The sequence below is a fragment of the Clostridium frigidicarnis genome (genome assembly GCF_900111985.1).
Lineage (GTDB): Bacteria > Bacillota > Clostridia > Clostridiales > Clostridiaceae > Clostridium_Z > Clostridium_Z frigidicarnis.
In genome coordinates, this window is sequence record NZ_FOKI01000003.1 from 108,704 (window position 1) to 134,130 (window position 25,427).

The 25,427-nt window shown below is 27.6% G+C and carries 17 protein-coding genes; 3 read left to right on the forward strand and 14 right to left on the reverse strand.

Translation table 11 applies throughout. The features are described 5' to 3' along the window. Positions 1–6 precede the first annotated feature (6 nt). The 9 genes from BM119_RS02585 to BM119_RS02625 all read right to left on the reverse strand — a co-directional run bounded on the left by BM119_RS02585 (position 7) and on the right by BM119_RS02625 (position 10,501). The gene (locus tag BM119_RS02585; protein ID WP_090038632.1) at positions 7–1,074 is read right to left on the reverse strand and encodes a glycosyltransferase family 4 protein; all 1,068 of its coding nucleotides are present in this window, start codon (positions 1,072–1,074) and stop codon (positions 7–9) included. 222 nt (positions 1,075–1,296) lie between these two features. Continuing rightward, positions 1,297–2,700 carry a hypothetical protein gene (locus BM119_RS02590; RefSeq protein WP_090038634.1) on the reverse strand — a complete coding sequence of 468 codons (1,404 nt, stop codon included), beginning with the start codon at positions 2,698–2,700 and terminating at the stop codon, positions 1,297–1,299. Positions 2,701–2,702: 2 nt separating this feature from the next. Further along, on the reverse strand, positions 2,703–3,461 hold the full coding sequence (locus tag BM119_RS02595; RefSeq protein WP_090038635.1) for a glycosyltransferase family 2 protein: 759 nt from the start codon (positions 3,459–3,461) through the stop codon (positions 2,703–2,705). A 16-nt stretch (positions 3,462–3,477) separates the two neighbouring features. Then, the gene (fcl, locus tag BM119_RS02600; RefSeq protein ID WP_341465742.1) at positions 3,478–4,419 is read right to left on the reverse strand and encodes a GDP-L-fucose synthase; all 942 of its coding nucleotides are present in this window, start codon (positions 4,417–4,419) and stop codon (positions 3,478–3,480) included. A gap of 127 nt (positions 4,420–4,546) precedes the next feature. Further along, positions 4,547–5,779, reverse strand: a complete 1,233-nt coding sequence (locus tag BM119_RS02605; RefSeq protein WP_090038636.1) for a glycosyltransferase — start codon at positions 5,777–5,779, stop codon at positions 4,547–4,549. After that, complete coding sequence (locus tag BM119_RS02610) at positions 5,754–7,055, reverse strand: oligosaccharide flippase family protein (RefSeq protein WP_090038637.1); 1,302 nt, start codon at positions 7,053–7,055, stop codon at positions 5,754–5,756. Before BM119_RS02610 ends, BM119_RS02605 begins: the two co-directional genes overlap by 26 nt. 154 nt (positions 7,056–7,209) lie before the next feature. Then, a complete protein-coding gene (locus BM119_RS02615) occupies positions 7,210–8,343 on the reverse strand; it encodes a glycosyltransferase (RefSeq protein WP_090038639.1) in 1,134 nt (377 codons plus the stop codon). Positions 8,344–8,353: 10 nt separating this feature from the next. Further along, positions 8,354–9,424 carry a GDP-mannose 4,6-dehydratase gene (gene gmd / locus BM119_RS02620; protein WP_090038640.1) on the reverse strand — a complete coding sequence of 357 codons (1,071 nt, stop codon included), beginning with the start codon at positions 9,422–9,424 and terminating at the stop codon, positions 8,354–8,356. 207 nt (positions 9,425–9,631) lie between these two features. After that, complete coding sequence (locus BM119_RS02625) at positions 9,632–10,501, reverse strand: hypothetical protein (protein WP_090038642.1); 870 nt, start codon at positions 10,499–10,501, stop codon at positions 9,632–9,634. A 1,548-nt stretch (positions 10,502–12,049) separates the two neighbouring features. Here BM119_RS02625 and BM119_RS20365 point away from each other — a divergent pair. Then, on the forward strand, positions 12,050–14,632 hold the full coding sequence (locus BM119_RS20365; RefSeq protein WP_278336777.1) for an N-acetylmuramoyl-L-alanine amidase family protein: 2,583 nt from the start codon (positions 12,050–12,052) through the stop codon (positions 14,630–14,632). A 300-nt stretch (positions 14,633–14,932) separates the two neighbouring features. Here the strand turns inward: BM119_RS20365 and BM119_RS02635 are convergent, their stop codons facing one another. From BM119_RS02635 to BM119_RS02655, 5 genes are all read right to left on the reverse strand, one after another. Continuing rightward, positions 14,933–16,348, reverse strand: a complete 1,416-nt coding sequence (locus BM119_RS02635) for a hypothetical protein (protein ID WP_090038644.1) — start codon at positions 16,346–16,348, stop codon at positions 14,933–14,935. A 267-nt stretch (positions 16,349–16,615) separates the two neighbouring features. Beyond that, positions 16,616–18,595: an FUSC family protein gene (locus tag BM119_RS02640; protein ID WP_090038646.1), complete on the reverse strand. Its 1,980-nt coding sequence runs from the start codon at positions 18,593–18,595 to the stop codon at positions 16,616–16,618. A gap of 88 nt (positions 18,596–18,683) precedes the next feature. After that, positions 18,684–19,100: a type VII toxin-antitoxin system HepT family RNase toxin gene (gene hepT / locus BM119_RS02645; protein WP_090038647.1), complete on the reverse strand. Its 417-nt coding sequence runs from the start codon at positions 19,098–19,100 to the stop codon at positions 18,684–18,686. Positions 19,101–19,102: 2 nt separating this feature from the next. Further along, positions 19,103–19,510 (reverse strand): type VII toxin-antitoxin system MntA family adenylyltransferase antitoxin, encoded by a 408-nt coding sequence (mntA, locus tag BM119_RS02650; protein ID WP_090038649.1) that lies wholly within the window; start codon positions 19,508–19,510, stop codon positions 19,103–19,105. Positions 19,511–19,802: 292 nt separating this feature from the next. Next, entirely contained in the window at positions 19,803–22,478 is a 2,676-nt protein-coding gene (locus tag BM119_RS02655) for a hypothetical protein (RefSeq protein ID WP_090038650.1), read from the reverse strand. Between the two features lie 213 nt (positions 22,479–22,691). Here BM119_RS02655 and BM119_RS02660 point away from each other — a divergent pair, with 213 nt between their 5' ends. Together BM119_RS02660 and BM119_RS02665 are read left to right on the forward strand one after the other, a co-directional pair. Then, positions 22,692–23,762, forward strand: coding sequence for an acyltransferase family protein (locus BM119_RS02660; protein WP_177199294.1), 1,071 nt, complete (start codon positions 22,692–22,694; stop codon positions 23,760–23,762). Between the two features lie 678 nt (positions 23,763–24,440). Continuing rightward, the gene (locus tag BM119_RS02665; protein ID WP_341465743.1) at positions 24,441–25,424 is read left to right on the forward strand and encodes an MBOAT family O-acyltransferase; all 984 of its coding nucleotides are present in this window, start codon (positions 24,441–24,443) and stop codon (positions 25,422–25,424) included. Positions 25,425–25,427: the final 3 nt, after the last annotated feature.

Below are 25,427 nucleotides of genomic sequence, written 5' to 3' on the forward strand. Positions count from 1 at the left end.
TCTCAGCTAATTTTTATTCTCATAAAAAAGCTCCATATACTCATTAAGCTTATGACGCCAACTTATTTTCTTTGACTTATCATACGCGTTTTTAACAATGTTTAAATACTTTTCTTGTTTATGAAAAGATGAATCTAGAATTTCTTCTATTCTTCCATAATAATCATCTAATTTAACAATAAATCCACTTTTGTTCTCATCTACAAATTCACATGCGCCTACATTCTCCGTAATTATAGGTACAGTACCATTGGCCATAGCCTCAACTACAGTCATGTTAAAAGAGTCTAGATAGGATAACGCTATTAAAAAATGAGCTCTTTTATAGGCCTCATATAGCTCATCTTTATCTACACATCCGTTGTATCTTATATAATCTTTTCCATGTATAGCCTCTAAAAAGCTATCAAAGAATACTTTATCATCAAATTTTCCGTAAACATCTAATGTAACTCTATACGGTCTGTTTTTATTATTTAAACTGGTAACTAAATTAACCGTTTCTAAAGCACCCTTTAGTTTTTTGACTCCTCCACTCATTATAAGCCTGATCTCTTTTTCCATATGCTTTTCTTTATTCAAATCTATGTAGTCAATTAAATCTACCCCATTATGTATAACATAAGTTGGCTTTATCCTTTTTGTGTACTGCAAAATCATAGATTTAGAAAAATTGGAAACGCATATTAAATTTTGAAAGTTTTTAAGAATATAGCTCTCAAGCCTATAGTAATTTTTCTTATCTAATCCCACAAACTTATCTTCAAGTCTTCTAAAACCATGAACCATCATATAATATTTGTGTTTTTTATGCATCCTTGATAAAAGATAAATTACATAAGGCATTTTAAGACCATCGGAGTTTACACAATAAATATTTTCTTCACTATTTGAAAAAGTACTCATTATAAATTTAACAGCTCTTGTAAAATTGCCGTTAAATGTTTCAGGACATATAACTTTTATATTGTCCTCTTGTGTTATCTCTTTAACCAATGAATTAAATACATTTGTGGGTCCATTTAAGGTATTTAATCCATTATGCCAATTTATAAAATATATATTTTTTTTCATTATTCCACCTCTATGAAATTGCAAAAGGGTATATAATATACACCCTTTATCATATTACTATGAGGAATTTTGTCTAATTTCCTTATTGTTTAAATAAAAAACCTAAGAAAATTAAAGTTAATCTAGTATATTTACACCAATTATCTAATATTAATATAATTTAAAAACAATAAATAGTCAATTTATTATACTAAGTATTCCCAAAAAAAGTGTATACTTTTTTTAACTTTTCACATGTTTTTCATAATAATTTTCTATTAAATAATAAGTAAAGAAAAATAATATTGATAATTTTGGATATTCAAACCAATTGTCAATAGTTAATATCATGGCTAAATATATAATTGTAAGCCTATTATTAGGACTTTTTATAAAGAAAATTACTAACAGCGCTATAAACATTATAAACCCTATATAACCAAACTCACCCATTATAGATATATATTGAGATGTAGGTTGATCCACTACAGAAAGCCCATATCTTGAATAAAGTCTTGGTTTTATATACTTCCTCATATATTGTCCATTATATATAGGTAACTTTAATTTATTGTACCAATTAGCATAATATCCACTACTTGTTAGTGCAGCTCTTGATGAATAGCATCCTAGCCCTGCACCCTTTAAAGCAAAAGATGCATCCTTTTTAGGTACTGTTAGGAATGTGTCTTCGTAATATGCAAATTTCTTTATTTCATCATTTCTAAATTCACTATCAAATAAAGTACTTTTTATTTGATACTGAATCCATGATGGTGATGTTACATAAAAAACTGCACTTAATCCTATTAATGTAGAAACAATTATAATTCTTAGCTTATTTGATGTAAATAAAACTGAATATATACCCATAGAAACTACAAATAACATTGTTAATGCTGTTGAAACAGTAAGTATTCCAAATATAAATACTATGGCCATCCAACCTAATAAATTTTTCTTTTTATTTTCTTTAAATCTCATAAAAAATCTTATAAATGAAAATATAAATAGATTAAACAACATTGGTCCTTGGCTGGTTCCTAAAGTACCAATCGCCCAATCTCCTATTCTATGTATAATAATCACATCAATATTTAATGGTATATATATTATAAGATGTAAAATCTGTGCCATTATCATTGTGTTCATAACTTTTTCTAATGTATCCCCATATTCATATGGCTTATAAGCTAAGATTATAAACATTATACAAACAAAAGTAGCATTATAAAAAATGTATAATAGTATATTGGCCATAGGAACTCTATTAAGTATAATATTTACAACAATATATATAAAAATTCCCATTATAATATATTTTGTTTTATTACTAAGATTTATTTTTCTTTTTCCTCTTATGATTTGACTTAATATATAAACTGTAAGAATTAATGTCATTACCATAGAACTATAATTATCAGCTAATATATATGTATATAAAGTTAATGAAAGCAAACTCTCCTCAAAAACTTTTCCTCTTTTAACTATCATATAGCCTTCTTTTATTAACATAAGTATAAACCAAGGATATATTAAATTCTCTTTTCCTGTTATAACAATAAGTAAAGAGAATGGTAAAAACATAAGAAGGTCACTCTTTATAAATTCAACACCACTAAAGAATTTTCTCATAGCTTCTTTCAAAATTATCTCCTCCCTATTATTTTTTTAATTCCCCCTTTAAATATCTCCCATCTACACATTAATGGAACTTTTCCATACCATCCAATTCCGTTGTACTTACACACCTTAATAATCTCCTTATTAAACTGAGATAGTATTGACATTGTTTTTGAATCTTCATGTAATCTAAATTGTGCCAGATATGTTGGTATATATTTTATTTGTCCATGTTCAAGTATTCTAAGCCAAATATCATAATCCATAACACATATTAGATCCTCATTTAAAATCCCACACTTATCAAGATGAGCTTTTCTAAAAAATGATCCTGGCTGTACCACTGATGGATTATCTTTTAAAAGAGATTCTCTTGAAAGGTTTGGTCTAGAATATCTTCCAAGAACCTGTCCTTTCTCATCTATATATTGAACATCACCATAAACAAGACATATGTTTTTATCCTTTAAAAATTCTTCAACTACCATTTCCACATCATGGGGAAGCAAAATATCATCTGAGCCAATCCAACCAATTATCTCACCTTTACTTAAAGCAAATCCTTTATTGATTGCATTTGTTTGACCCTTATCTTTTTCTGAAACTATAGTTATTTTATCTTTGTACGGTTCTAAAACCTTTAATGTATTATCCTTTGATTTTCCGTCCATAACTATAATTTCTATATTTTTATAGCTTTGATTTAATATACCTTCAATGGTTTCCTTAATATATTTTTCTCCATTATAACAAGGTACAATTACTGAAACTAATGGTTTATCCAAAACATTCTCCCCTTACTTATCTTATATTGTGTGAGTTTTCTAAGTACCATTTATAAGTGCTTTTAAGACCTTCTTTAAGATCTATTTTATAAGCCCATCCTGCATTCTTAAGTCTTGAAACATCTAAAAGCTTTCTCATTGTTCCATCTGGTTTTGATGAATCAAACTTAACTTCACCATTATATCCAACAACTTCTTTAATTAGAAGAGCTAAATCCATTATTGATATTTCTTTTCCTGTTCCCACATTAAAGAAATCATTTCCCTCATAATTGTTCATAAGGTAAATACAGGCATCTGCCATATCGTCTACGTGTAAAAACTCTCTAAGTGGTTTACCACTTCCCCATACTTCTACAGAGGCAAGATTGTTAACTTTAGCTTCATGGAATTTTTTAATTAACGCCGGCATTACATGAGAATTTTTTAAATCAAAATTATCATTAGTACCATATAAGTTAGTTGGCATTACACTTATATAGTTTGTGCCATATTGAGTGTTATAATACTGACACATTTTAAGACCCGCTATTTTTGCTAATGCATATGCTTCATTGGTTTTCTCTAAATATCCTGACAAAAGATAGTCCTCTTTAATTGGTTGAGGGCATTCTCTTGGATATATGCAAGAACTTCCTAAAAACATTAATTTTTCAACTTTATTTTCATAAGCTGCTTTTATAACATTACATTGAATCAAAAGATTCTCCATTATAAAATCTGCTGGATAAGTACTATTGGCAAGAATACCTCCAACCTTTGCTGCTGCTAAAAAAACATAATCTATATTTTCATTTTTAAAAAATTCATTAACCTTCTCTTGATTGGTTAAATCCAATTCACTATGGGTTCTTTTAACAATATTGTTATAACCCATATTTTCTAATCCTCTAACTATAGCTGACCCAACAAGTCCCCTATGACCTGCTACGTATATTCTACTTTTTTTCTCCATCATAATTAACACTCCCCTTTTTTTGAGTTGAAAATTGATAATGAACAATTGACAATGGTGGTTGATTTTTCTAAACGAAGTGAAGAAAAACATCCTTCATTCTCAATTGTCAATTGTCAATTGTCAATTTTTAATTGTTATAAACCTGAATATGTTTTTCAGCAATAAGTTTCATATTAAAGTTTTCTTCAACATGTTTTCTTCCCTGTTTTCCAAGTATATTGTCTCTATTATTAGTAAGACAGTATTTTATTCCATTTTTAAAATCTTCTGAGTTCTTGAATTCTGCCAAATATCCGTTTTCCTTATGTCTTATAAGCTCTGGTATTCCCCCTGTTCTAAATGCTACAACTGGAGTTTCTGAGCTTAAGGATTCCATAACCGTTGAATTTAAACTATCTTCTATAGAAGGAACTAAAAATAAATCTGTTCCATTATATATTAAAGCTAATTCTTCTTCTTCACTTATATACCCTGTAAAAGTTGAAGTTATATTTAGCTTATCAATATTTTCATCATAATCACTACCAAACACAACACAGTGGATTTTATCCTTTAATGAAGGATTTTCTTTTAAAAGACTTTTTAAAGCTTCAAGTAAATATTCATATCCCTTGTACTTAACCTTTGTTCCATTAACTGCCCCAAAGGTAAGTATAATTTTACCTTCTGGTAAATTAAGTTTTTCCTTAGCTATATCCTTATTCATTGGAGCAAAAGTATTTAAATCCAAGGTATTTGATATTTTGAAGGCTTCCTTTCCTTTAAAAACCCTTGATTCTTTTATACAATCAACGGTCCATTGACCTGGTCCAATTAACTTCATTGGTATGTCCTTAAAAAGTTTATATTTATCCTTTAAAAGCTCCTTAGCATAAACCTTACCCTTATGATTTACAAGTGGACAGTCTTCACATGAATTAGTAAACTTATCACATCCATATCTTACATGACAGCCACCAGTAAAAGGCCAGCTATCATGACAAGTCCAAACAATCGGTTTTCCCATCTGACTTATGTTTTTTATACTTTGGATACTCACAAAAGAATCATTTATCCAATGAAGATGTATAACATCTGCTTCCTTAACTAAAGGATTATTCTCTATGTTTACTCCTCTATGTCCTAAAGAAAACACTGTTTGTATATCAAACTTACTTTTTTCTCTATCATCAAGCTTTTTTCTTATTTTCCATTTAACCTTATTTGAAAAGCTATCAACATAAGGTATAACCTGCTTTAAATCATGGAATTTTTCAACTACAAGTATTTTTGAATCAACTTCATTTTTTAATAATGCTTTATGAAGTCTATAACAAGCTGACTGTTTAAAAACATTAGTCGTTATGTGCAACACTTTCATTTACTTCACTCCTTTTAAGTTCATATCTAACCTGTATAGGAAGAACTATTGCAGGCATTACCTGGCACACAAAGGTTGCCAACTTAACCCCAAATATTCCATAAGTCTTACCTAAGTAAATAGATAAAGGTATATTTATTATAGCTCCTATTATAGCTGTATAAAGTTGTACCTCTATTTTCCCCATACCATTTACAATACTACAATATATAGCCGTCCATCCTTGAACTATTGTGTATAATGCAAATAATATAACTAAAGAAACTGGTATTCCTTTATCATCTCCTAGCCACAAAATCGTTATAGGCTTAAAGAATATTGATACACCAATTACCCCTAAAGAAAAAGGAACTAAAAGTAATTTCAATTTAAATAAAATTTTCTTTATCCACTTTACATCCTTCTTTGCATAAGCATAAGTAACAGCTGACCAAATTGGTATCAATATTATAGAATACATTATGGTTAAATTATTATATACCTTATTAAGAATGTCATATTGAGTTACTTCTGTAAGTCCTATTAAATTAGCGATAATTAAACTATCTGTTGAGAAAAGTACAAGACCACATAGTTGAAGAAAAAAGAATTTCATTCCAAGGTTTAAGATTGATCCGATTGTATCTTTCTTAAATGCACTGATGCTCGGAAACATGCTCCTATGTTTTAAAAAGAATACACCTGACAAAATAACATTTGATAATATCAATGCTACTACATACACAAGAGATATATGTATCAAATTTCCTTTTCCCAATTTACTTATTTCAAATACTCCAAGAAGTAATATTAATGAGTTTAAAACCTGGCCAAAACTCACAAGATTACTTTTTTGGTAGGCATATAAAATAGAGTTTATTATTCCACTTATTAAATTAAATGAAAACCCTATAATTATTATGTATAATGCTCCTTTAAAATCACTATATCCAAAACCAGTTTTAACAAAAACCTTACTTATTAAAAGAGTTACTATACATACAAACACAGAAATTATTCCTATAGTTATATAAGCCGTTGATATGTAACTCTTTACCTGCTTCTCATCATCTCTAGCAAGAGCTTCTGTTATTCTATTCTTAAGTCCATTACCAATACCCAAATCCCCTATTGCCATCATAGAAACAATAGAAAGAAGAGTAGCCCAAAGACCATTCTTCTCATCTCCAAGATACCCTATAGTAATCCTGACCATATAAAAGTTAATAGCAATATTAAAAAACTTGGAAAAATAATTAATAAGGGTATGAACTTTTAATGTTTTATCTATATTCATAACTATCACCTTTCATAAAGTTGAAGGTGGAGAGTTGAAAGTGGAAAGTGAATGTTGATTTTTCTGCGAAAAATCTTAAAATTAAATTTTAATTGTTAGTTTTTTTAACAAAGTAAAAAAACATCCTTTACTCTCAACTTTCAATTTTCAACTTCTATAAGATTTCTTTAATTGTTTGTTCAAATCTCTCTGTAAATTTCTCCAATGAGAACTCTTGATTGCTGTTTAAGTAAACTCTGTTACTTAAATCATAAAGCTCATCTTCCCTTATAGTTAATAACTTATCTATATAACTATTTAAATAATCTAATTTATAATCTTCTAAAATATAAACTAAATCTCCCATAACTTCAAAACCAAGATCTTTGGACACCACTGGTATAAGTCCTTGCCTCATTGATGTTAAGATGGCTGTGGACATTGCCTCAGCACATGATGGTAATATAGCAAAGGTACATTTATCCACAATGTCTAAATACTCTTTAGAATTCACATTAACAAATCCATGATTTATTATATTTTTTCTGTTAGGTATAGAAATTCTCTTTCTATCTTCCTTGCTTAATCCACAAATATGTAGATTTATATCTTCTCTCTTTGAAAAAATATCTATAAGCAAATCCAATCCTTTATGTATTGCACCATGAGAACCAAACCATAAAAAGTTATTCTTTATTTTTTTGAAATCTTTCTTATAAAACTTAAATTCTTTATTTTTTAATCCTGATGGATATATTCTTTTTATTTCAAAATCATAATCTTTAAATACATCTGTATCTCCAAGAGCTATTCCATAATCTAAGTTTTTAAAATCCTCTACCTTATAATAAACCCCACTTCTTTGAGTAGAATAGAGCTTACCATGTCTTTCTTCATAATACTTAAGCCTTTCAACTTCACGTCTATGAGCTTCTTTAGGCTCCATCTCAGTTATGTAAATAATCTTTTTTGCATTAGGATTTAATTCACAAGCATTTCTAAAATTATCCCCCATGCCAATTATAATATCGTAGTGTTTATTTTTAATAGTCTCCATAGCCAAATCATCAAACAGATGACATGAATCTATGCAGTACCCCCTATTAATTAACACCTTTAAAATCTGAGCTTGTTCTAAAGTATTGGTGTGAGTTATTTTACTAATGTCACCTAAATCCATAATAAGTGAATTATTTATATAAGCTAATAAAACCCTTTTTTGATTTTTGGTAATATCAAGATTTATATTTTGAACCATGTAGGTTCTTTTAAGTTTCTTTTTTAAGGCGTATTTTAATTCCTTAAACATTTCAAAACCCCTATTTATTATTATTTAGATATTCTTCTATACTTATTCCTGCTATTGTCTTCATATCATGTTCCATCATCATGTTAACTAGATTTTCAAAGTTAACTTCTCTTCTCCATCCTAGTTCCTCTTCTGCTTTAGTAGCATCTCCCCATAAAAGTTCTACTTCTGTTGGTCTAAAGTATCTTGAGTTTATATCAACTAAAAGTCTTCCAGTTTTCTTATCATAACCCTTTTCATCTACTCCAGTACCCTTCCATTGTATTTGTATGTTAACCTTACTAAATGCAATCTCTAAAAACTCACGGACTGTATGTGTTTCACCTGTAGCTATTACATAATCCCTTGGATTTTCTTGTTGAAGCATTAAATGCATAGCTTTAACATAATCTCCGGCAAATCCCCAGTCTCTTTTAGCATCTAAGTTTCCTAAAGATAATTTTTCTTGGTTACCTGCCATTATATTAGCAATGGCTCTTGTAATTTTTCTTGTAACAAAGGTTTCGCCTCTTCTTGGTGATTCATGGTTAAACAATATACCATTAACCGCAAATATATTATAGGCTTCTCTATAATTTACAGTAATCCAGTAAGAATAAAGCTTTGCTACCCCATAAGGACTCTTTGGATAAAAAGGAGTCTTCTCACTTTGAGGAGCTGTTCCTGGAAGACCACCAAAAAGCTCTGATGTAGAAGCTTGATAAAATTTACACTTAACTCCAGTTTCCTTTATAGCATCCAAAAGTCTTAAAGTTCCTATTCCAGTAGTTTCAGCAGTATACTCTGGAACCTCAAAAGAAACTTGAACATGGCTCTGAGCCGCTAAATTATAAATTTCCTCAGGCTTTATCTTTTCTATTAATCTATTTAAATTACTTGAATCAGTTAAATCTCCATAATGAAGAAAAAGGGTCTTATTTCCTACCTCTTTATTTTCAAACAAATGATCTATTCTATCTGTACTTATGGTGCTATGTCTTCTAATAATTCCATGAACCTCATATCCAAGACCCAATAAATACTCTGTAAGATAAGCTCCATCCTGACCCGTTATTCCTGTAATTAACGCTCTCTTTTTCATAAAAAACCTCTTCCTTCCTCAACTCTTTTTTAAGTTGAAAGTGGAGAGTGGAAGGTGGAAAGTATTGGTTGATTTTTCTAAGAAAAATCTAAAATTAAAATTAGTTATTAGTTTTTCTGAACAACGTGAAGAAAAACAACCTTTACTCTCAACTCTCAACTCTCAATTTTCAACTAACGTAAGTTCTCACTCTTCAATTCCTTAAGTTTATTCAAACTTAATAGTTTCATGTGGTTTATAAACTAAATGATGTGAAGATTTTGTATTTCTATCAGTTAACTCCATTGAACTTATTTTTAATTCCACAGAATCTTGCTTTTCTTCAAAAGATTTAAAGTTAACAATAATTTCTTCATTATCATTAGTAAGTTCCACTCTAGTAACATTTGTATCTTCTATTGTAAAGTCGCTTTTATTAATAGAATCTATTTTTAATGGTTCTGTAAGCCTTATACGTAATTCCGTATCATTTACAAACTTAATATCGTATATTTTTAAAGTTTCATTATAATCTTCTTCTAAAGAATTTATAGCATCCTGTAAATATTGTTTGTTTTTTTCATTTTTCACATATGCTACACTTTGCTTTGCATATTGAAGATTTAATAAATTTAAATCAGCAGTAGCTACATTTACTCCATCCTGAGCTCTTGTAAAATCCTTTGTAAACAAGTTATCACTTTTTTGAGATATTTCATATCTATAATAATACCCATTTCTAGGATCCTCTAAATTCTCTAAACGCTCAAACAAAAGATAATTATACTTTTCAACATCTCCTGTGTCCTCAAGTTCCTCTATGTCCTTCATAACAGATCTAACCTCATCTGTTGTACATGCTTCCTTGTAATCTGTTAACTTATCAAGATACTCATCCTTAAGAGGCTCATCATCTAAATTTTTAATTGTTAAATAAGCCTTATTATAAGCTGTCATTGTCTTCTCTGTTTCCACACCATGTATTAATTCATCTACATATCCTTTTCTTCCATCCTTAAAAATAATTTGATATAAAACAGGAAGTAAAATAACCAAAGCTATAACTCCACTAATTATCTTCAATTTTTTATCTCTCATCGTGTCTCCCACCTTAACTTAAAATATTTACTTTATAAGTTTTCAATCCTTATTTTTCAATTACTATAGTTTCTCAAGTTTCCCACCAACATAAATTTCTTATATAATTGTACCCCATAAAAGGGAAATTGTTAATTGTAAAATTAAATTTATTAGTCATATCTTTAAATCTTCATATCTTTTTATTATTTCCATGTTTAATTATTTCAATAACAAGCCTAGTTATACCTCACCTTAATTGAAAATTGGGATTTGAAAATTCACAATTTGGGATTAAAATTTTTATACTTTTCTGTACAACAAAAAAAGTGCTATTAATACATACTTAATATCACTTTAATTTATTGTAAATTTCTAATTATCAATTGTAAACTTCTAGTTAATAAGACACGTGAAAGAAAATAATAATTCAAAAAAATACCACCCCAATAGGGTGGCTTAGGATTTTTGAGCGATTTTAATACATTTTACCAGGTAGCTGTTAAATATATATATATTTAACTTACTATCTCTCTCTACGTATACTACCCGACAAAAAATTCATTTTTTTGCAATATATATTTTAAAGTAAATCATAAATACACTTTATAACCTACTTTAAAAACAATCTTATACTTTATATATTATCATAATAACCCTATACTTTCAAATATTTCAAGTGATTTTCTTAAAATATTTAGAATATTTAAAAAATATATATTTTATAATTTAATTATTTAATTTTTCTATACTTTTCATTACAATTAATCAACTTAAATTCAATACAAAAATTCTTTATTAATAATTAATTCTTTATTTTTCTCTATCTATTCATTATACATTCATTAAATAGTATTCTAATTTAATAACAATTATTACTCTAATTATAAAAATATTTTTTGTTATATTTAATTTTTTAAAAAATCCCTTCCTATTTATATAGTAAGTATATTTTATCTGATGGCCACCAACTGTACCCTAGATTAATTCATCTAACCTTAAGATGGTGTTCTATATTTATTTACACACAAAAAAAATTAATCCACAAAATAGATCTGTAGATTAATTCTTTACACTCTATATAAATTATTGTTCCGGATACCTTAATTAAATATTTTATAATACCTTTTTAAATTTAAATCTTATGATTCTTAATTTAACTACAAAACCTATCCAAAATCATAAAATCTATGATATAACAGTTATCTTCAAGCCAATATACCCTAGCGTATCCATAAATTATTTCATATTATAGAAAATTAAAAAATATATTTTGTTAAAATATATCTTTCAATTTTAATTTTACCATATTAAACCTTAAAATTCAATTATCTTTATTTTTATATAAGATTATATTTTCACTTTAAATTTCTCTAATATACTTTGTGATTTATTTATTATATTCAAATAATATATAAATATATATTGTATTTTTATCTGGTAACTACCAATTTAATGAGAGTTCATTATATTTACTAAAACTACTAGAATTTTCACAATAAAGTTAGTAATAATTATAAAAATCATGTTATACTCTTATAATAGAATATTTTAATGGAGGGATTTTTTATGAAAAAAATAAGAAGTATAGCTTTGATTCTTGTATTTTGCTTGCTATGCTCTTTTATACCTGTAAAAGAAGTACAAGCATCACCAATCTCTAATGGATCTTATACTTCAGTAACATTTAAACCTATAACTTTTGGAACTGATATCAATACTAGTTTTGGACTATTTTTTTACAAACCCCATGCTTATACTTTTAATGTAACAAAGCCTGGTGCTTTTTCTGTAAAATTAGATTCAGAAAGCAAGAATGTTAAAGGTGAATTAATAAAGATAGCTACACCGGGAGAAATTAATGATCCTAACAACAAATCTTTAAAAGAAATTGATATAAACGGAGTATCTGGTAACCCTGATTCTCAAACTTTTGATATGAATTTAGATGAAGGAAATTACGCATTTGTAGTATCTGGACCAAGTTCATCTCGTTATACATTGAGAGCTGACTTTTCATCTAGTGATCTCCCTTTTGGACAAGAGGTTTCTGGAAATATAAGTTCATCAAATCCTCAAGATAACTATACAATCAATTTAGCAACACCTGGAAGTTTGACTGTAACTGTAGGTGCTGAAATGAATCCAACTATTGCAGAGTTAAAGGATTCAAATAACAAAGTAGTGAATTTACTTCTGCTTACTGGTGCAACCGGTAACCCATCAACTAAGACCTTTACTTCTAACTTAGATAAAGGTACTTATTCATTAAGTATATCTACTAAAGGGGTTCTAAGTAATCCAAGCGGTAATTATACTGTTAAAGCTGATTTTACATCAGTAGAAACTAATGTAGAAGAACCTAACAACAATATAGATGAAGCTCAAGAGTTAGATTTTGGTGATACTATTCATGGATTCCTAACTTCTGAAAACTCTGTTGATGTATTTAAATTTACATTAAACAGCGAGAGAAAAATAAGTCTCGATTTTAAGGCTTATATAAAAAGTGCTGGAATAGCTTTAAAAGATGAAGATCAAAAAATAGTATGGGCATCAATGGCACAAGGAGATGAAGATAACCCAGGAGTTAAGACCCTTGAAAAAAAACTAAGTCCTGGTACTTACTATGTATTTGTAGATAAACAACTTAATTTCACTGGAAAATACGATCTTGAAGTTAGTAATGAAGGTTCATGGGATGAAGTCCTTCCATTTAATACAACTGTAAATGGAGAATTAACTCTTCAAAATAATGAAAATACATATAAGACTTATGTTGAAAAACCTGGTCGTGTGTATTTTAATGTTAAAACTTATATTCCAGGAACTATAATTGAAATAAAAGATGTAAACAGAAAATCTATATATAAAACTATTGCTAATGGTGCAGAAACAAATCCCGTTTTAAAAGACATTGATATTGATTTAAACAGTGGATTATATTATTTATGTATTAGCACCCCTGCAATAATAAAACCTGGTAGATATTCCATAGAAGCAAGTGTATCTACTGTTAAGAATAATGAAGATGAGCCAAATGATACAATTTATGAAGCTCAAAAAATATTACCAAATGGTACTTCAATAAATGGACTACTTGCTGCAAATGATGATACTGATATATACAAAGTTACTGTATCTGAAAAAGGTAGATTAAGCCTTGATTTTAAATCTTATATAGATAGTGTAATAATCGAATTAAAAGATATGAATCAAACTAGTCTAGTAAAAAAATCTTTAGCTGCCAATTATAATGAGCCTAAAGAAGAAACTTATGACGTTGATTTAGATCCTGGAACTTACTATTTATATGTAAGAAAAGATATATTAAAACACACTGGTGAGTATAGTTTTAAAACTAGGTTCTCTTCAAATGATACTAATGTTATAGAGCCAAATGATACAATGGCAAACGCTCAACCAATAAGTCTTAATAATAAAATAAATGGTTATATATCTGAAACTAATAAAATAGATGTATTTAAATTTACATTATCAGAACCATGTAGATTAAAGATAAATTTAATATCTAATATAAAAAGTGCAAATATGGAAATAAAAGATGCTAACCAAAATATAGTTCTTAATTCTTCTTTCCAAGGTAATGACTCTGAACCTGGTCTTAAGAATATAGAAAAGAAATTTAATGCTGGTACTTATTATGTAACAATTACCAAACAATACATTTATACTGGCAAATATTCTTTAACTATAGGTTCCCCTTATGGATGGATTCAAAATGTAGATTCCACTTATTCATATGTAGATTCTAACGGTGATTATGTTAAATTCTGTTGGAACTTTATCGATGGAACTTGGTATCACTTTGATAGATATGGAATAATGCAAACTGGTTGGTTACAAACTGCGGATACTTGGTACTATCTATCCAATAGTGGTGGAATGGTTACTAATTGGTACAAGGTAGGAGATACTTGGTATTTCTTTACTGGAAATGGAGCAATGCAAACCGGTTGGTTACAACAAGGAGATACTTGGTACTTCTTAAATTCATCTGGAGCTATGGCTACTGGATGGCAACAAGTAAATGGAACTTGGTACTACTTCTATTCTAGTGGTGCAATGGCTTGCAATACTACTGTGGATGGATATTACTTAGATGGAAGTGGAGCTTGGCGTAATAATTAGTTGAAAACTGAAAGATTACTCTTAATTTTCAATTGTGAATTAACAAAAAGACTAACTAGAAAAAATCTAGCTAGTCTTTTTTGTGTATTAATTTAAAATTATGTTTAAATTCCATAGACTTTCTAAAAAACTTTTTTTCATTTTAAAAATCGTCTTAACAAGATTTCATCCCTGATTTTTAACTCCTATCTCAATAAAAGTTAAAAACCTTTGAATTTTACAATTAAATTTCAGATTTTTCAAAGAAAAATCATCCATAACTCTCAACTTTCCACACTCAACTCTCAACTTCCAAATATGTTAGCCTGCTACTGATGTAAAAAACTTAGCCTTTACACTTGGAGTTTTGCCTCCGTTTCCATTGGCTTCTTTCCCTTTGTATATTCCATAGAACATAACACTTTCACCTGGTTCAAGACCAGTTTGTCCATCAAATTTTGTGTAATGAACACATATTTGTCTTGTTCTAGTTACATTTGAAGAATCGTTTATGTTTACTGTAGCTTCTATGTTGTTGTTTCCTAAATCTTTTACGCTCTTAATTACACCTGTAAATCCTACTCTTTTTCCTATATACTCTTGAGACCAATTTTCAAGAATATCATAAGATACACTTTCACATACTGATCTATATGCAATTATATCATTCATCTCCGTTTCAGGATTCAATCTATGCAACTGGTTTTTTATAGCCTCTAAGTCAATATCATCAACTATAGCATCATCACTAAGATATCCTTCCTCATTCTGATATTCAATCATAACATCTAAAATATAATCTGGAATAGCTACAGCGCCTTCTTTAACAAGATTATGTCCTTCAGTATCCTTTATATTATCATTAAATAAAATAGCTAATACTGATTCTGGTAAATCGCTATGAATTTCTATATCTTTATCACTAATTACTTTTATATATGAATTAGAGTCTAAGTTTCCTTCACTTTTATCTGGCCATTGAACAGTATAATTGTTTATATTTTTTATCTCATCTAAATTCATATGTCTATTAAAAGATATATGTAATACTCCTCCATTATTTCTTATGAATCTTACAGCTGGTAAGTCTTCATCAATGTTCATCCTTTTTTCTGTAGCTTGTATTTCATAGTTAAGATTTTTAATTAAATATTCCCCATTTTCTTTGAAGGTTGCTATATTCTTTATAGCTTCCTTTGATATTTCTCCTTGAATTAATGCTTCACTATAATGGCCTAAATTTCTAAGCTTGCCCACTTTTATAATTGCATCAGTTGCTGCTGAGTATCCTTTATCATAATCAAATACTAATTGACTTCCCCAACTAGCTAATTGACCTTTCAAATATTCGCTGTTTTCATTATCATCCATAGATGGAATGTCTTCATAAACTAAATCATTGTATAAAGACATATTTTTAGTTTTAGTAAATTCACTCATTTTATCTAGCATCCCAATAACTTCATCAGTGTATGCTTTTTCGCTATATTGTGATAATCTTCCAAGGATTTTACTAGCTTCATTAGGGTCTGATAATCTTTCTGCCGCATATTGTATTTGATGATAATTTGAGAATTTTGGATTTTGCTCTAATTTAGAGAAATTTTCATTTATTATATTTCTAAGCTCTTGCTGAAAAGCTTCATCTGCCTTAGCTGTCATTGATGGAATTAATAATGTTGCCATTATTGACCCACACATTATCAATGTTATTAATTTTTTTCTTGATTTTTTCACACTTTCTCCTCCTTTATGTATAAAGATATTTTAACATGAATACTTTCCAAATTATAGTTAAATGTTTATGTTTTTTTAATATTCGTATAATTGTCAACATGTTTTTCATTTCTTAATTTTTTATTTACATTAAATCTTTATTATATAGAATTTATACATAATATTCAAGGGTATGAACTTAAAAAACATTAAATTCATACCCTCTTATAATACTTATTTATATAATTTTAATCCTATGTTTTTTACAATTTAAAATTCCACTTAAATTTAAGACATATCATCATCTGCCACAGAAGAATAAAGATCATAAACCGTATCCATACATTTTAATATATGGCTATTTATATAAAAACTATCGCTTATAATACCTTTTTTGTTTATTCTTGTTAAAGCTACATTATCAAAACTCACATTATTATTTATTAAATCTTGAGTATGCTGTAAAACGTAATTCATATTATTTATTACTTCTTCTATTTCCTTCTTATTTACTCTTCTGACACTTTCAATAGATAAAAGTGAATTAACATGATCAATTTCTGTTACAAGTCTATTATTTATCAATAAAAAATTATCAAAAAACTGAGAATCTCTATATAATGTGCCTGCCTTACTATGAATATCTATTTTTTCGCTGGATAAATATGATTTTAAAAGAAGTTCTCTTATAAGATCTCCATTATACTTACCATTAATAGAATTAGATAACTCATTAACCATAAATTTATCTAACCTTATTAATTTATTCATCATATTTATTACCTCTGTATCGTTCTTCATAGGAAAAATATATTTATTGGCTATTATAGCTATACATGCAGCTATAAATGTATATATAAATCTTAGTCCTAATACAGTATTATTATCCATAGATAGTGTACTTATAGCTAATGAATAACATGTTATGTATATAGACATAGCTCCATAATTAATTCTTGAATACATTAAAAATGTTGAAATAACTACTATTATAATATGTGAAATATCACTTTTAAATATATGAAATAAAACGAATGATAGCATCACGCCTATAAATGTACCTTTAAATCTTGCTGCTATTTTTTTTGTACTATCTTCATAAAATGGTAGTATCATAATATATATATTCATAGACAACCAATATCCTTTAGGAATATCAAGAATATCTGTTATTATAAAACTCAAAGACATGATTACTGATAACCTTAAAGCAAATCTTAACTTAAAAGAATCCCACCTTAAATGATCATTTAATCTTCCTAAAGGTCTTGATTCTTTAGGTATTTTCCACTCTTTAGATGTTTCTTTTTTATGGTGAGTATTCTCATTAGATACATTTTCAACGGTAGATATTAAATAATTTAATATGTAAATCATGTTAAGATTAAGCTCTTTATTATCTAATTCATTGTCAGATAAAAAATTAATTAAATCCTCTATACAATCTTTACTCTTATTATTTTTTAAGTTAAGAATAAAATCATTTAATAATGTTCTTAAATTTCTTAGATAGTTAATATTCTTATCTGTAAATAAAGCCTTATTATTTAAAAAATCTGTGGTTATATTATTCATATGTTGAAACACAACTACAAAAGGAAAATAGGTCTTTCCTCCAACTGTTGTAAAATAAGCTCTTCTTCTACTTTCATATAAAACTGAATTTAAACTTTTGTTTATAGAAAATAGTTCACGCTGTTTTTCTTCTACTTCATCATATCCATGATTTACAAGTAAATTTAATTGCAAGATTATATTTTCAAAACCTTTTTCTACTATATTATGTATTTTCAAATGAATGTTTTTAGGTGAAAATATTCTTAAAGCAATAAACACTACTATAAATGAATATGATATTGCAGCTAACCTTGTTCCAAGTTCATATATACTTACATTTATTGTCTGAAGAAATACAAATCCCATTACATAAGGAAAGTAATTTGTTGGTTTATACTCATCTGTTAGTAAATAAACCAATAAAAATACAACTACTAAATTTACTATAACTGTTAACCAAAGATTTATGCCTGCTACAAATGATAGTACCCCTATTAGTATGTGAATAAAAAATGCCTTTGTAGTATTTCTCTCTTTAAACATATCATTTCTAAGTCTTATAAATAAAACAGTCATATATGGTGCTATAAGTGCATTCTTTGCACCAAATAATGCTTGATTTGAGAAAAACAATGTAAGAGATACTAATGCAGCTGGATATGCTCTTAAAAATTCCTCTTTAAACTTATTCCAATTTAATAATCCACTCATGTTTTTTCCCCTTCGTTTCTTACCCTATAAAAACCAGAATAATGGAATAATTATCCTAGGCCCTATATCATCCTTGACTCTCTAATGCTTAAACTATAAGTTTTTTTACATATTTAATAAAACTCTTTATATCACCTAAGTTATTAACTATAATGTCATACACTATTCCTCTATCTAACTTTAAGTAATCATGTACCAATATGTTTCTAAAACTGACCATGTTAGATAAATTATCCCTCAAGGTAGAATTAATAACTTTGTTTTCATAAAGTATTGTAAAAATTTCTCTATTAGTTTCAGGTTTTCTATATCCTTCATCTGATATTACATGATTTCCTATATCTATAACACATTCTATCGTTAATTGTAAAAACCTTTCACTTGAGCCATATATAAATGGATCTTCAACATATCTATTCTTCGAATAATTTTTTACTCTATCCAAGAATTTTATATACTCATCTATTTTATCTAATCTTAATATTACAATTTCTCTTTTTACCATATTTAATTCTCCTTAATACTTTTTAGATACATTTCATCATAATAATCTGAATAAGGCTTAAAGTCCCAATACTCTCTTAATGCTAATGATTCAAAATCAGCTCTACTGTTGTCATCAATAATAACTACTCCCTCTTGTACAACATTATACTTCATGATAGTTGATGCTTTATTTAGAGATACAACATCACAAGGCATATTAAATTTAAATTTAACCTCTTCTACAATTTCACCTCTTACAATTGCATCTTGTAAAGGATTAAACTTTTCATTAAACATAACTGCTATATCTATATCACTCATATTATTTGCCTTATTTTTAGCTAATGATCCAAATATATATGCAAATTTTATATTATACTTTTCAAATTTTTCTTTTATAAAATTTCCTACCTCTATAAGATTAACCATAACATTATATTCCTTTCAATATTTATTCAATAAACGTTAACTCTCAACTACAGTTGACACTCTTAGCCAATTCACTCTATCTTGTCACTTATATAAATATTTTACCACTAAACACTAATGGTATTCAAAACAATTGCTTTATTATATATGTAATTTACACAACTAATTTTTATTTATTATCTAATATATAAAAAGAACAGCCATTTCTGACTGCTCTATTATTTTTAACTTTTCAATGTAATTTTACAAAATTTATTTTCAGTGCATGGAAAAAATTTATAAAATCTATATGTTATTCGAAAAAGTTAAATACGTCTTTATTAACTTCTTTTCCTGATACTGTTGATTTACCAGTTTCTAATTCATTAACAAGGTTGGCACTTGTATCAAATACATTAATGCCTGAAGGATTGTCTGTTTTATCATCTGTAACCCCTACTGTTATTGTCTTATTAACAGATACATCTTTAGCTAACTTAATAACTATAGTATCTTGATTATCAGCATCTACAGCTATATTTTCTATGCTTATTTTATTTCCTGAAGAATCTTTAACTACAAAGTCGTCCTTTAAATCGTCAAGACTTGCATCATTACTAGTAACTTCTTCTGTGAATGTAACTCTTAATATCTTAGTAGTAGTATCTCCACTGTTTGACGTTATGAATTCAGTTTTGCTTACCTCTGGGTTTGTATCATCAAAGAATTCCACATCTTCTTTATACTCTTTGTCTGATCCAATAGTTACATATTCACCTTTGTCAGTTGTTAACTTCTTAGATAACTTAACACTTTTATTTCCTGTAACCTCAACTGTTCCTCTAGATAATGTTATTTCAACATCACTCTTATTTGTTGAACTTGTAAATGCTACAGTTGTTCCTGCATACATTGAATCACTTAACTTTACTCCATCAACTGTATAATTTGAAAGATCTAAAGCAGAGCTAGTCATTTTAGTACCAAAATTAACAGTTATAACATTTTTATTAATATTTTCATCTGCTTCTACAGTTATTGCTCCATCTGCTAAAACATATTCTTCTGCTTCATCATTAGTGTAATTTATACTTGTAGATGTAGCTTCATTTTTATTATCAGCTTTATCAAGAACTGTACCTTTTTCAAGTGTTATATTATAAGTTCCAGTTTCTAAAGTTTTTATACTATCATCTAATGAACTTTCTTTTAAAGTTATTTCTAATCTCTTACCATTAACTTCTGCAGTATTAACATATTCTCTAACACCATCTCTAACGATAGATATTTTACCTTCATTTACAGTTTTTAAATCTTTATCAAAATAAACAACTAAAGTTTTGTTATTCTCAACCCTGTTTAATGCTTCATTTACTTCTGGTGCTGTTTCATCCCTATTTAAAGTTGCTTTTGATGTAACATCATCTCCAAATACATCATTAGTTCCTGTATAGTCTTTTACCTTAACACTAAGTTGTACACTATTTTCGTCATCCTCATAAAGCGCATTTCCATCATCATCACTAACCTCAAATGTAAATTCATTGTTCTTAGGGTTTGACTCTACTAACTCTACATTTTCAAACTTATGATTTCCTTTTTTAACTTCAAGGTTATCTTTATCAAAATTTTTAACTTCTGTGTTAAATTTAACTATAAATCTATTTTGTGAATCTTCCTCTATTGAAGTAACAACTGGTTTTTCATTGTCTTCAGTTGCAGTATATTTAGTTGTTAAAATATCAGCAGTATTGTCTGAGTAGTCTGTAGCTCCTGATATTTTAACTGTATGATCTCCATACTCTTGTGCTTTATCATATCCACTTAAGCTTACTGTTAATTCGTATTCTCCAGCATCTTCTGAGAAAGCATTAGTAGTATCATAAGATATAGTTGTATTATCTATTTTTACTGTTGGAAGAGATTCTCTATTTAGTGGTTCATCAAAAGTAAATTTAACTGTTGATCCAGTATACTCAGTATTAACTAAAGATGGAGCAGTGTTATCGTTAAATATTGCAAAACTCCCACTATAAGTTTCAAGTTTCTTGCCGTCAACACCAATTATATCTTTAGCTTCTACTTTATAGCTTTGTCCATTTTCTAATTTTGTATAATTCTCATCATTATCACTTATTTGTAAAATTACAGTTTTATTATCATCTTGAAGACTTGATGCAAAACTAGTTACCTTATTTCCAGTTGCATCTCCACCTACATATATCTTGTAATTATTTTGTGCTTCTGCTGAATCTTCATCAACTTCTCTATTAAATACAACTTTAATTTCTTTAGCATTTATAGCTTCTGCTGAAACAACTTTTAAATTAGCTTTTTCTACTAATATGTCTTCTTCTATTTTAAGCTTTCCTTCTAAGTAAGCTCCATTTACTTCGTAAGTTTCAATTGCTTTTATAGCAGCTTTCGCAACTACAACTTGATTTTCAGCTTTATCATATTCTCCATCATCTATTAAATTAGCAACTTCTAATATAGCGTCTGTTGCTTTCACATAATTAGGATCAACTTCAAATACTACAGCTTTACCCCAAACGTCTAATCTACTCATTAAATAATTAGCATTTTCTGCATCTTTCATAGATGGAATATCCTTATTTACTAATTCATCATAACTAGCCATGGATTTACTTGTTGCAAATCCATCCATTTTATCAAGTATAGTTTTTACTTCTTCAGTAAATACTGTATCAGCATATTTAGCTATATTAGCTAAAGCTTCTTGAGAAGCATCCTCATCATATTGAGCTAATCTTTCTGCAGCATATTGTACTCTGTGATAGTTAGCGAATATTGTATTATCCTCTAACTTAGCTGTGTACTCTGATATTACATTTTTTAAATCCTCTGCTGTTGCACTTTGTTCATCATCTACCACTGTAGCCATAGCTGTAACTGATGGTGCAACTATTCCGACTACTGAACTTGCAGCTAAAACTGCACCTATAAACTTCTTTTGTATATTCTTCATAATAATTTCCTCCTAATAAATAAAATCTGTATTTTTAAAAATATATTTCTCGTGTTGCTATTTATATTAAATTAGTTTCCTGTACGTTTCCTGTATAGAAAGTTTTATATAGAACAAATCCTCATTGAAGAGGTGTTACAGATGGTTGCGACCTGATAAATATACTATGATATAATTATGCTAAAGCTTATTTTAAACAAGGAGAAAATTAAGATGAGAAACAAAGAAATGACTGTATTTAAAGCCTTAGGAATAATGGCTGTTGTTATGGGGCATAGCGGATATAGTGTATCAAAGACCTTTCCCCCATATTCATTTCATATGGCACTTTTCATATTTGCCTCTGGATATTTTTATAAAGATGAGTATGAGGAAAATTTAAAATTATTCTTTAAAAAGAGATTTAAATCAATTATAGTTCCATACTTTTTATATAATTTATTTTTTGCAGTAGTAACTTATTTAATATTTATAAAATATAATTTAAGTCTTGGAACGCCTCCAGATTTTAATAATATGATCCTCACATTAAAAAACTTTTTTGTTCAGCCTTTTATAGATGGACATCAATACTTTTTATATCTATCTGCATGGTTTATGATTTACTTGTTTACTGTACAAATTGCTTTTATATTATTTTATAAATCTTTAAAGAAACTTACATTGAATAAATATATTCATCTTATTATTTTTACATTAATTGCAATAATAAGTACTTATACTTCAATAAATTTTAGAAATATGTTTACCGGAACTACATTAATAATTGTTCAAATAACTCTTAGATTAATGTTTGGATTATTCTTTTTCTATTTTGGGTTATTTTATAAAACAACACTTGAAAATAAAAATATATTTAGAACAAGCATCCTTATATTAATTATAATAATTCAGTTAAGATTAATAAAATTTTGGGATATTAACTATACTCTTGTATTTATGGATTTTAAGGGACATGTTCTATTACCACTTATAACAAGTCTCACTGGAATATATGTTTATATGTTTTTAGCAAAAGCACTATGTACGGTTCTCCCTAATAAAGATATTCTTTATAATATAGGAGACAATACTCTTCATATAATGAGTAATCATCTTTTTGTGTTTTTTATTTTAAATATTTTTATAGTTAAAATATATAACGTAGATATAATAAATCTTAATGATGTAAGTTATAAGTTTAATATAGATTCTTTTTGGCCCCTATACTTTTTCTGTGGAATTTTAATCCCAACTTATATACCGGTTATATTTAAAAAAGTGGCTAAACCACTTTATAATTGAGAATTGACAGTTGAAAATTGACAGTTGTTGTTGAAAATCACAGATTTTCTTTAATAAGATTTTTTTATTTTAGAAATCTTTCTATGAAAATTTCTTCATTCATTGTCAATTGTAAATTATCAATTCTCAATTCTCAATTCAAAAACTATCATATATGATATAATTTCTATATTAATTTGTTTAAGGCGCATTTTAGAAAAATACCAAGTCAGTATGCTAGTCTATTTCATGTGATCTTTGACTTGTTATTTTCTTTCATATGCCTAATAAAAGGAGATAAAAATGTTATTTAACTCATATCAGTTTATATTTATATTTTTGCCTTTGGTGCTTATAACTTATCATGTTTTAGTAAAACTAAAGCTAAACAATTTATCAAAGGTTTTTTTAGTGGTATCATCACTATTTTTCTATAGCTTTATGAATATAAAAAACCTAATAATTATACTTATTTCACTAGGATTTAACTTTACCTTATATAAAATAATGAAAAAATATCACAATAAATACTTGCTAATACTTGGTGTGATTTTCAATGTATTTTATTTAGGCGTATTTAAATACACAAACTTCTTAGTTGATAATGTGAACTTAATATTTCACTTAGACATTATTATAAAAAAAATTATATTTCCTTTAGGTATAAGCTTCTTTACCTTTGAACAAATATGTTTTTTAGTGGATACATATAAAAAGAAAGAATTAAATTACAATTTAATAGATTACTCTTTATTTATAACTTTCTTTCCTCATCTTGTAGCAGGCCCAATTGTTTCACACGCTGAAATAATACCTCAAGTTGAGAATCAAAGTAATTTTAACATGGAAAATTTCATAAAAGGCTTAACTCTTTTCTCCATAGGCTTATTTAAAAAAGTAATGGTAGCTGATTATTTAGGGGGTAAGGTTAACACCATCTTTGGTGATTTAAATAGTGTTACCATGCCTTTAGCTTGGGTAGGTGCATTAAGTTACACAATGCAAATTTTTCTAGACTTTAGTGCTTATTCTGAAATGGCTATGGGTATAGGACTTATGTTTAACATAGAACTTCCATTTAACTTTTTAAGCCCATACAAGTCATCAAATATAAAAGAATTTTGGAACAGGTGGCATATAACTCTTGGAAGATTCTTAACCAATTACATATACATCCCTCTAGGAGGAAACAGAAAAGGCTTCTTAAGAACACTTATTAATATGTTTATAGTATTTTTAATAAGTGGAATATGGCATGGAGCTGGATACACTTTTATAATATGGGGTGTGCTTCACGGATTTGCTATAATAATTCATAGGATATGGACGAAACTAGGATTTAAAATGTCTAAAATTTTAGGTTGCTTTTTAACATTTAACTTCGTCAATATAGTTTGGATTTTCTTTAGATCAAAGGATTTAGAATCAAGCTTTATAATGATAGGAAAATTATTTGACTATTCAACTATGTATAATATGGGAAGTTTAAAACTAGTTGGTGGACTACCTTATATTATAATCCTTTTAGTTGTTATAATACTTGTATTTACCTTAAAGAATTCAAAAGTTATATTAACTAGCTTTAACAATTACAAATATATAGGATTATTAACTGGAGCCTTACTATGTGTATGTTTATTATCACTAGATAAGGTATCACAATTTATATACTTTAACTTTTAAATA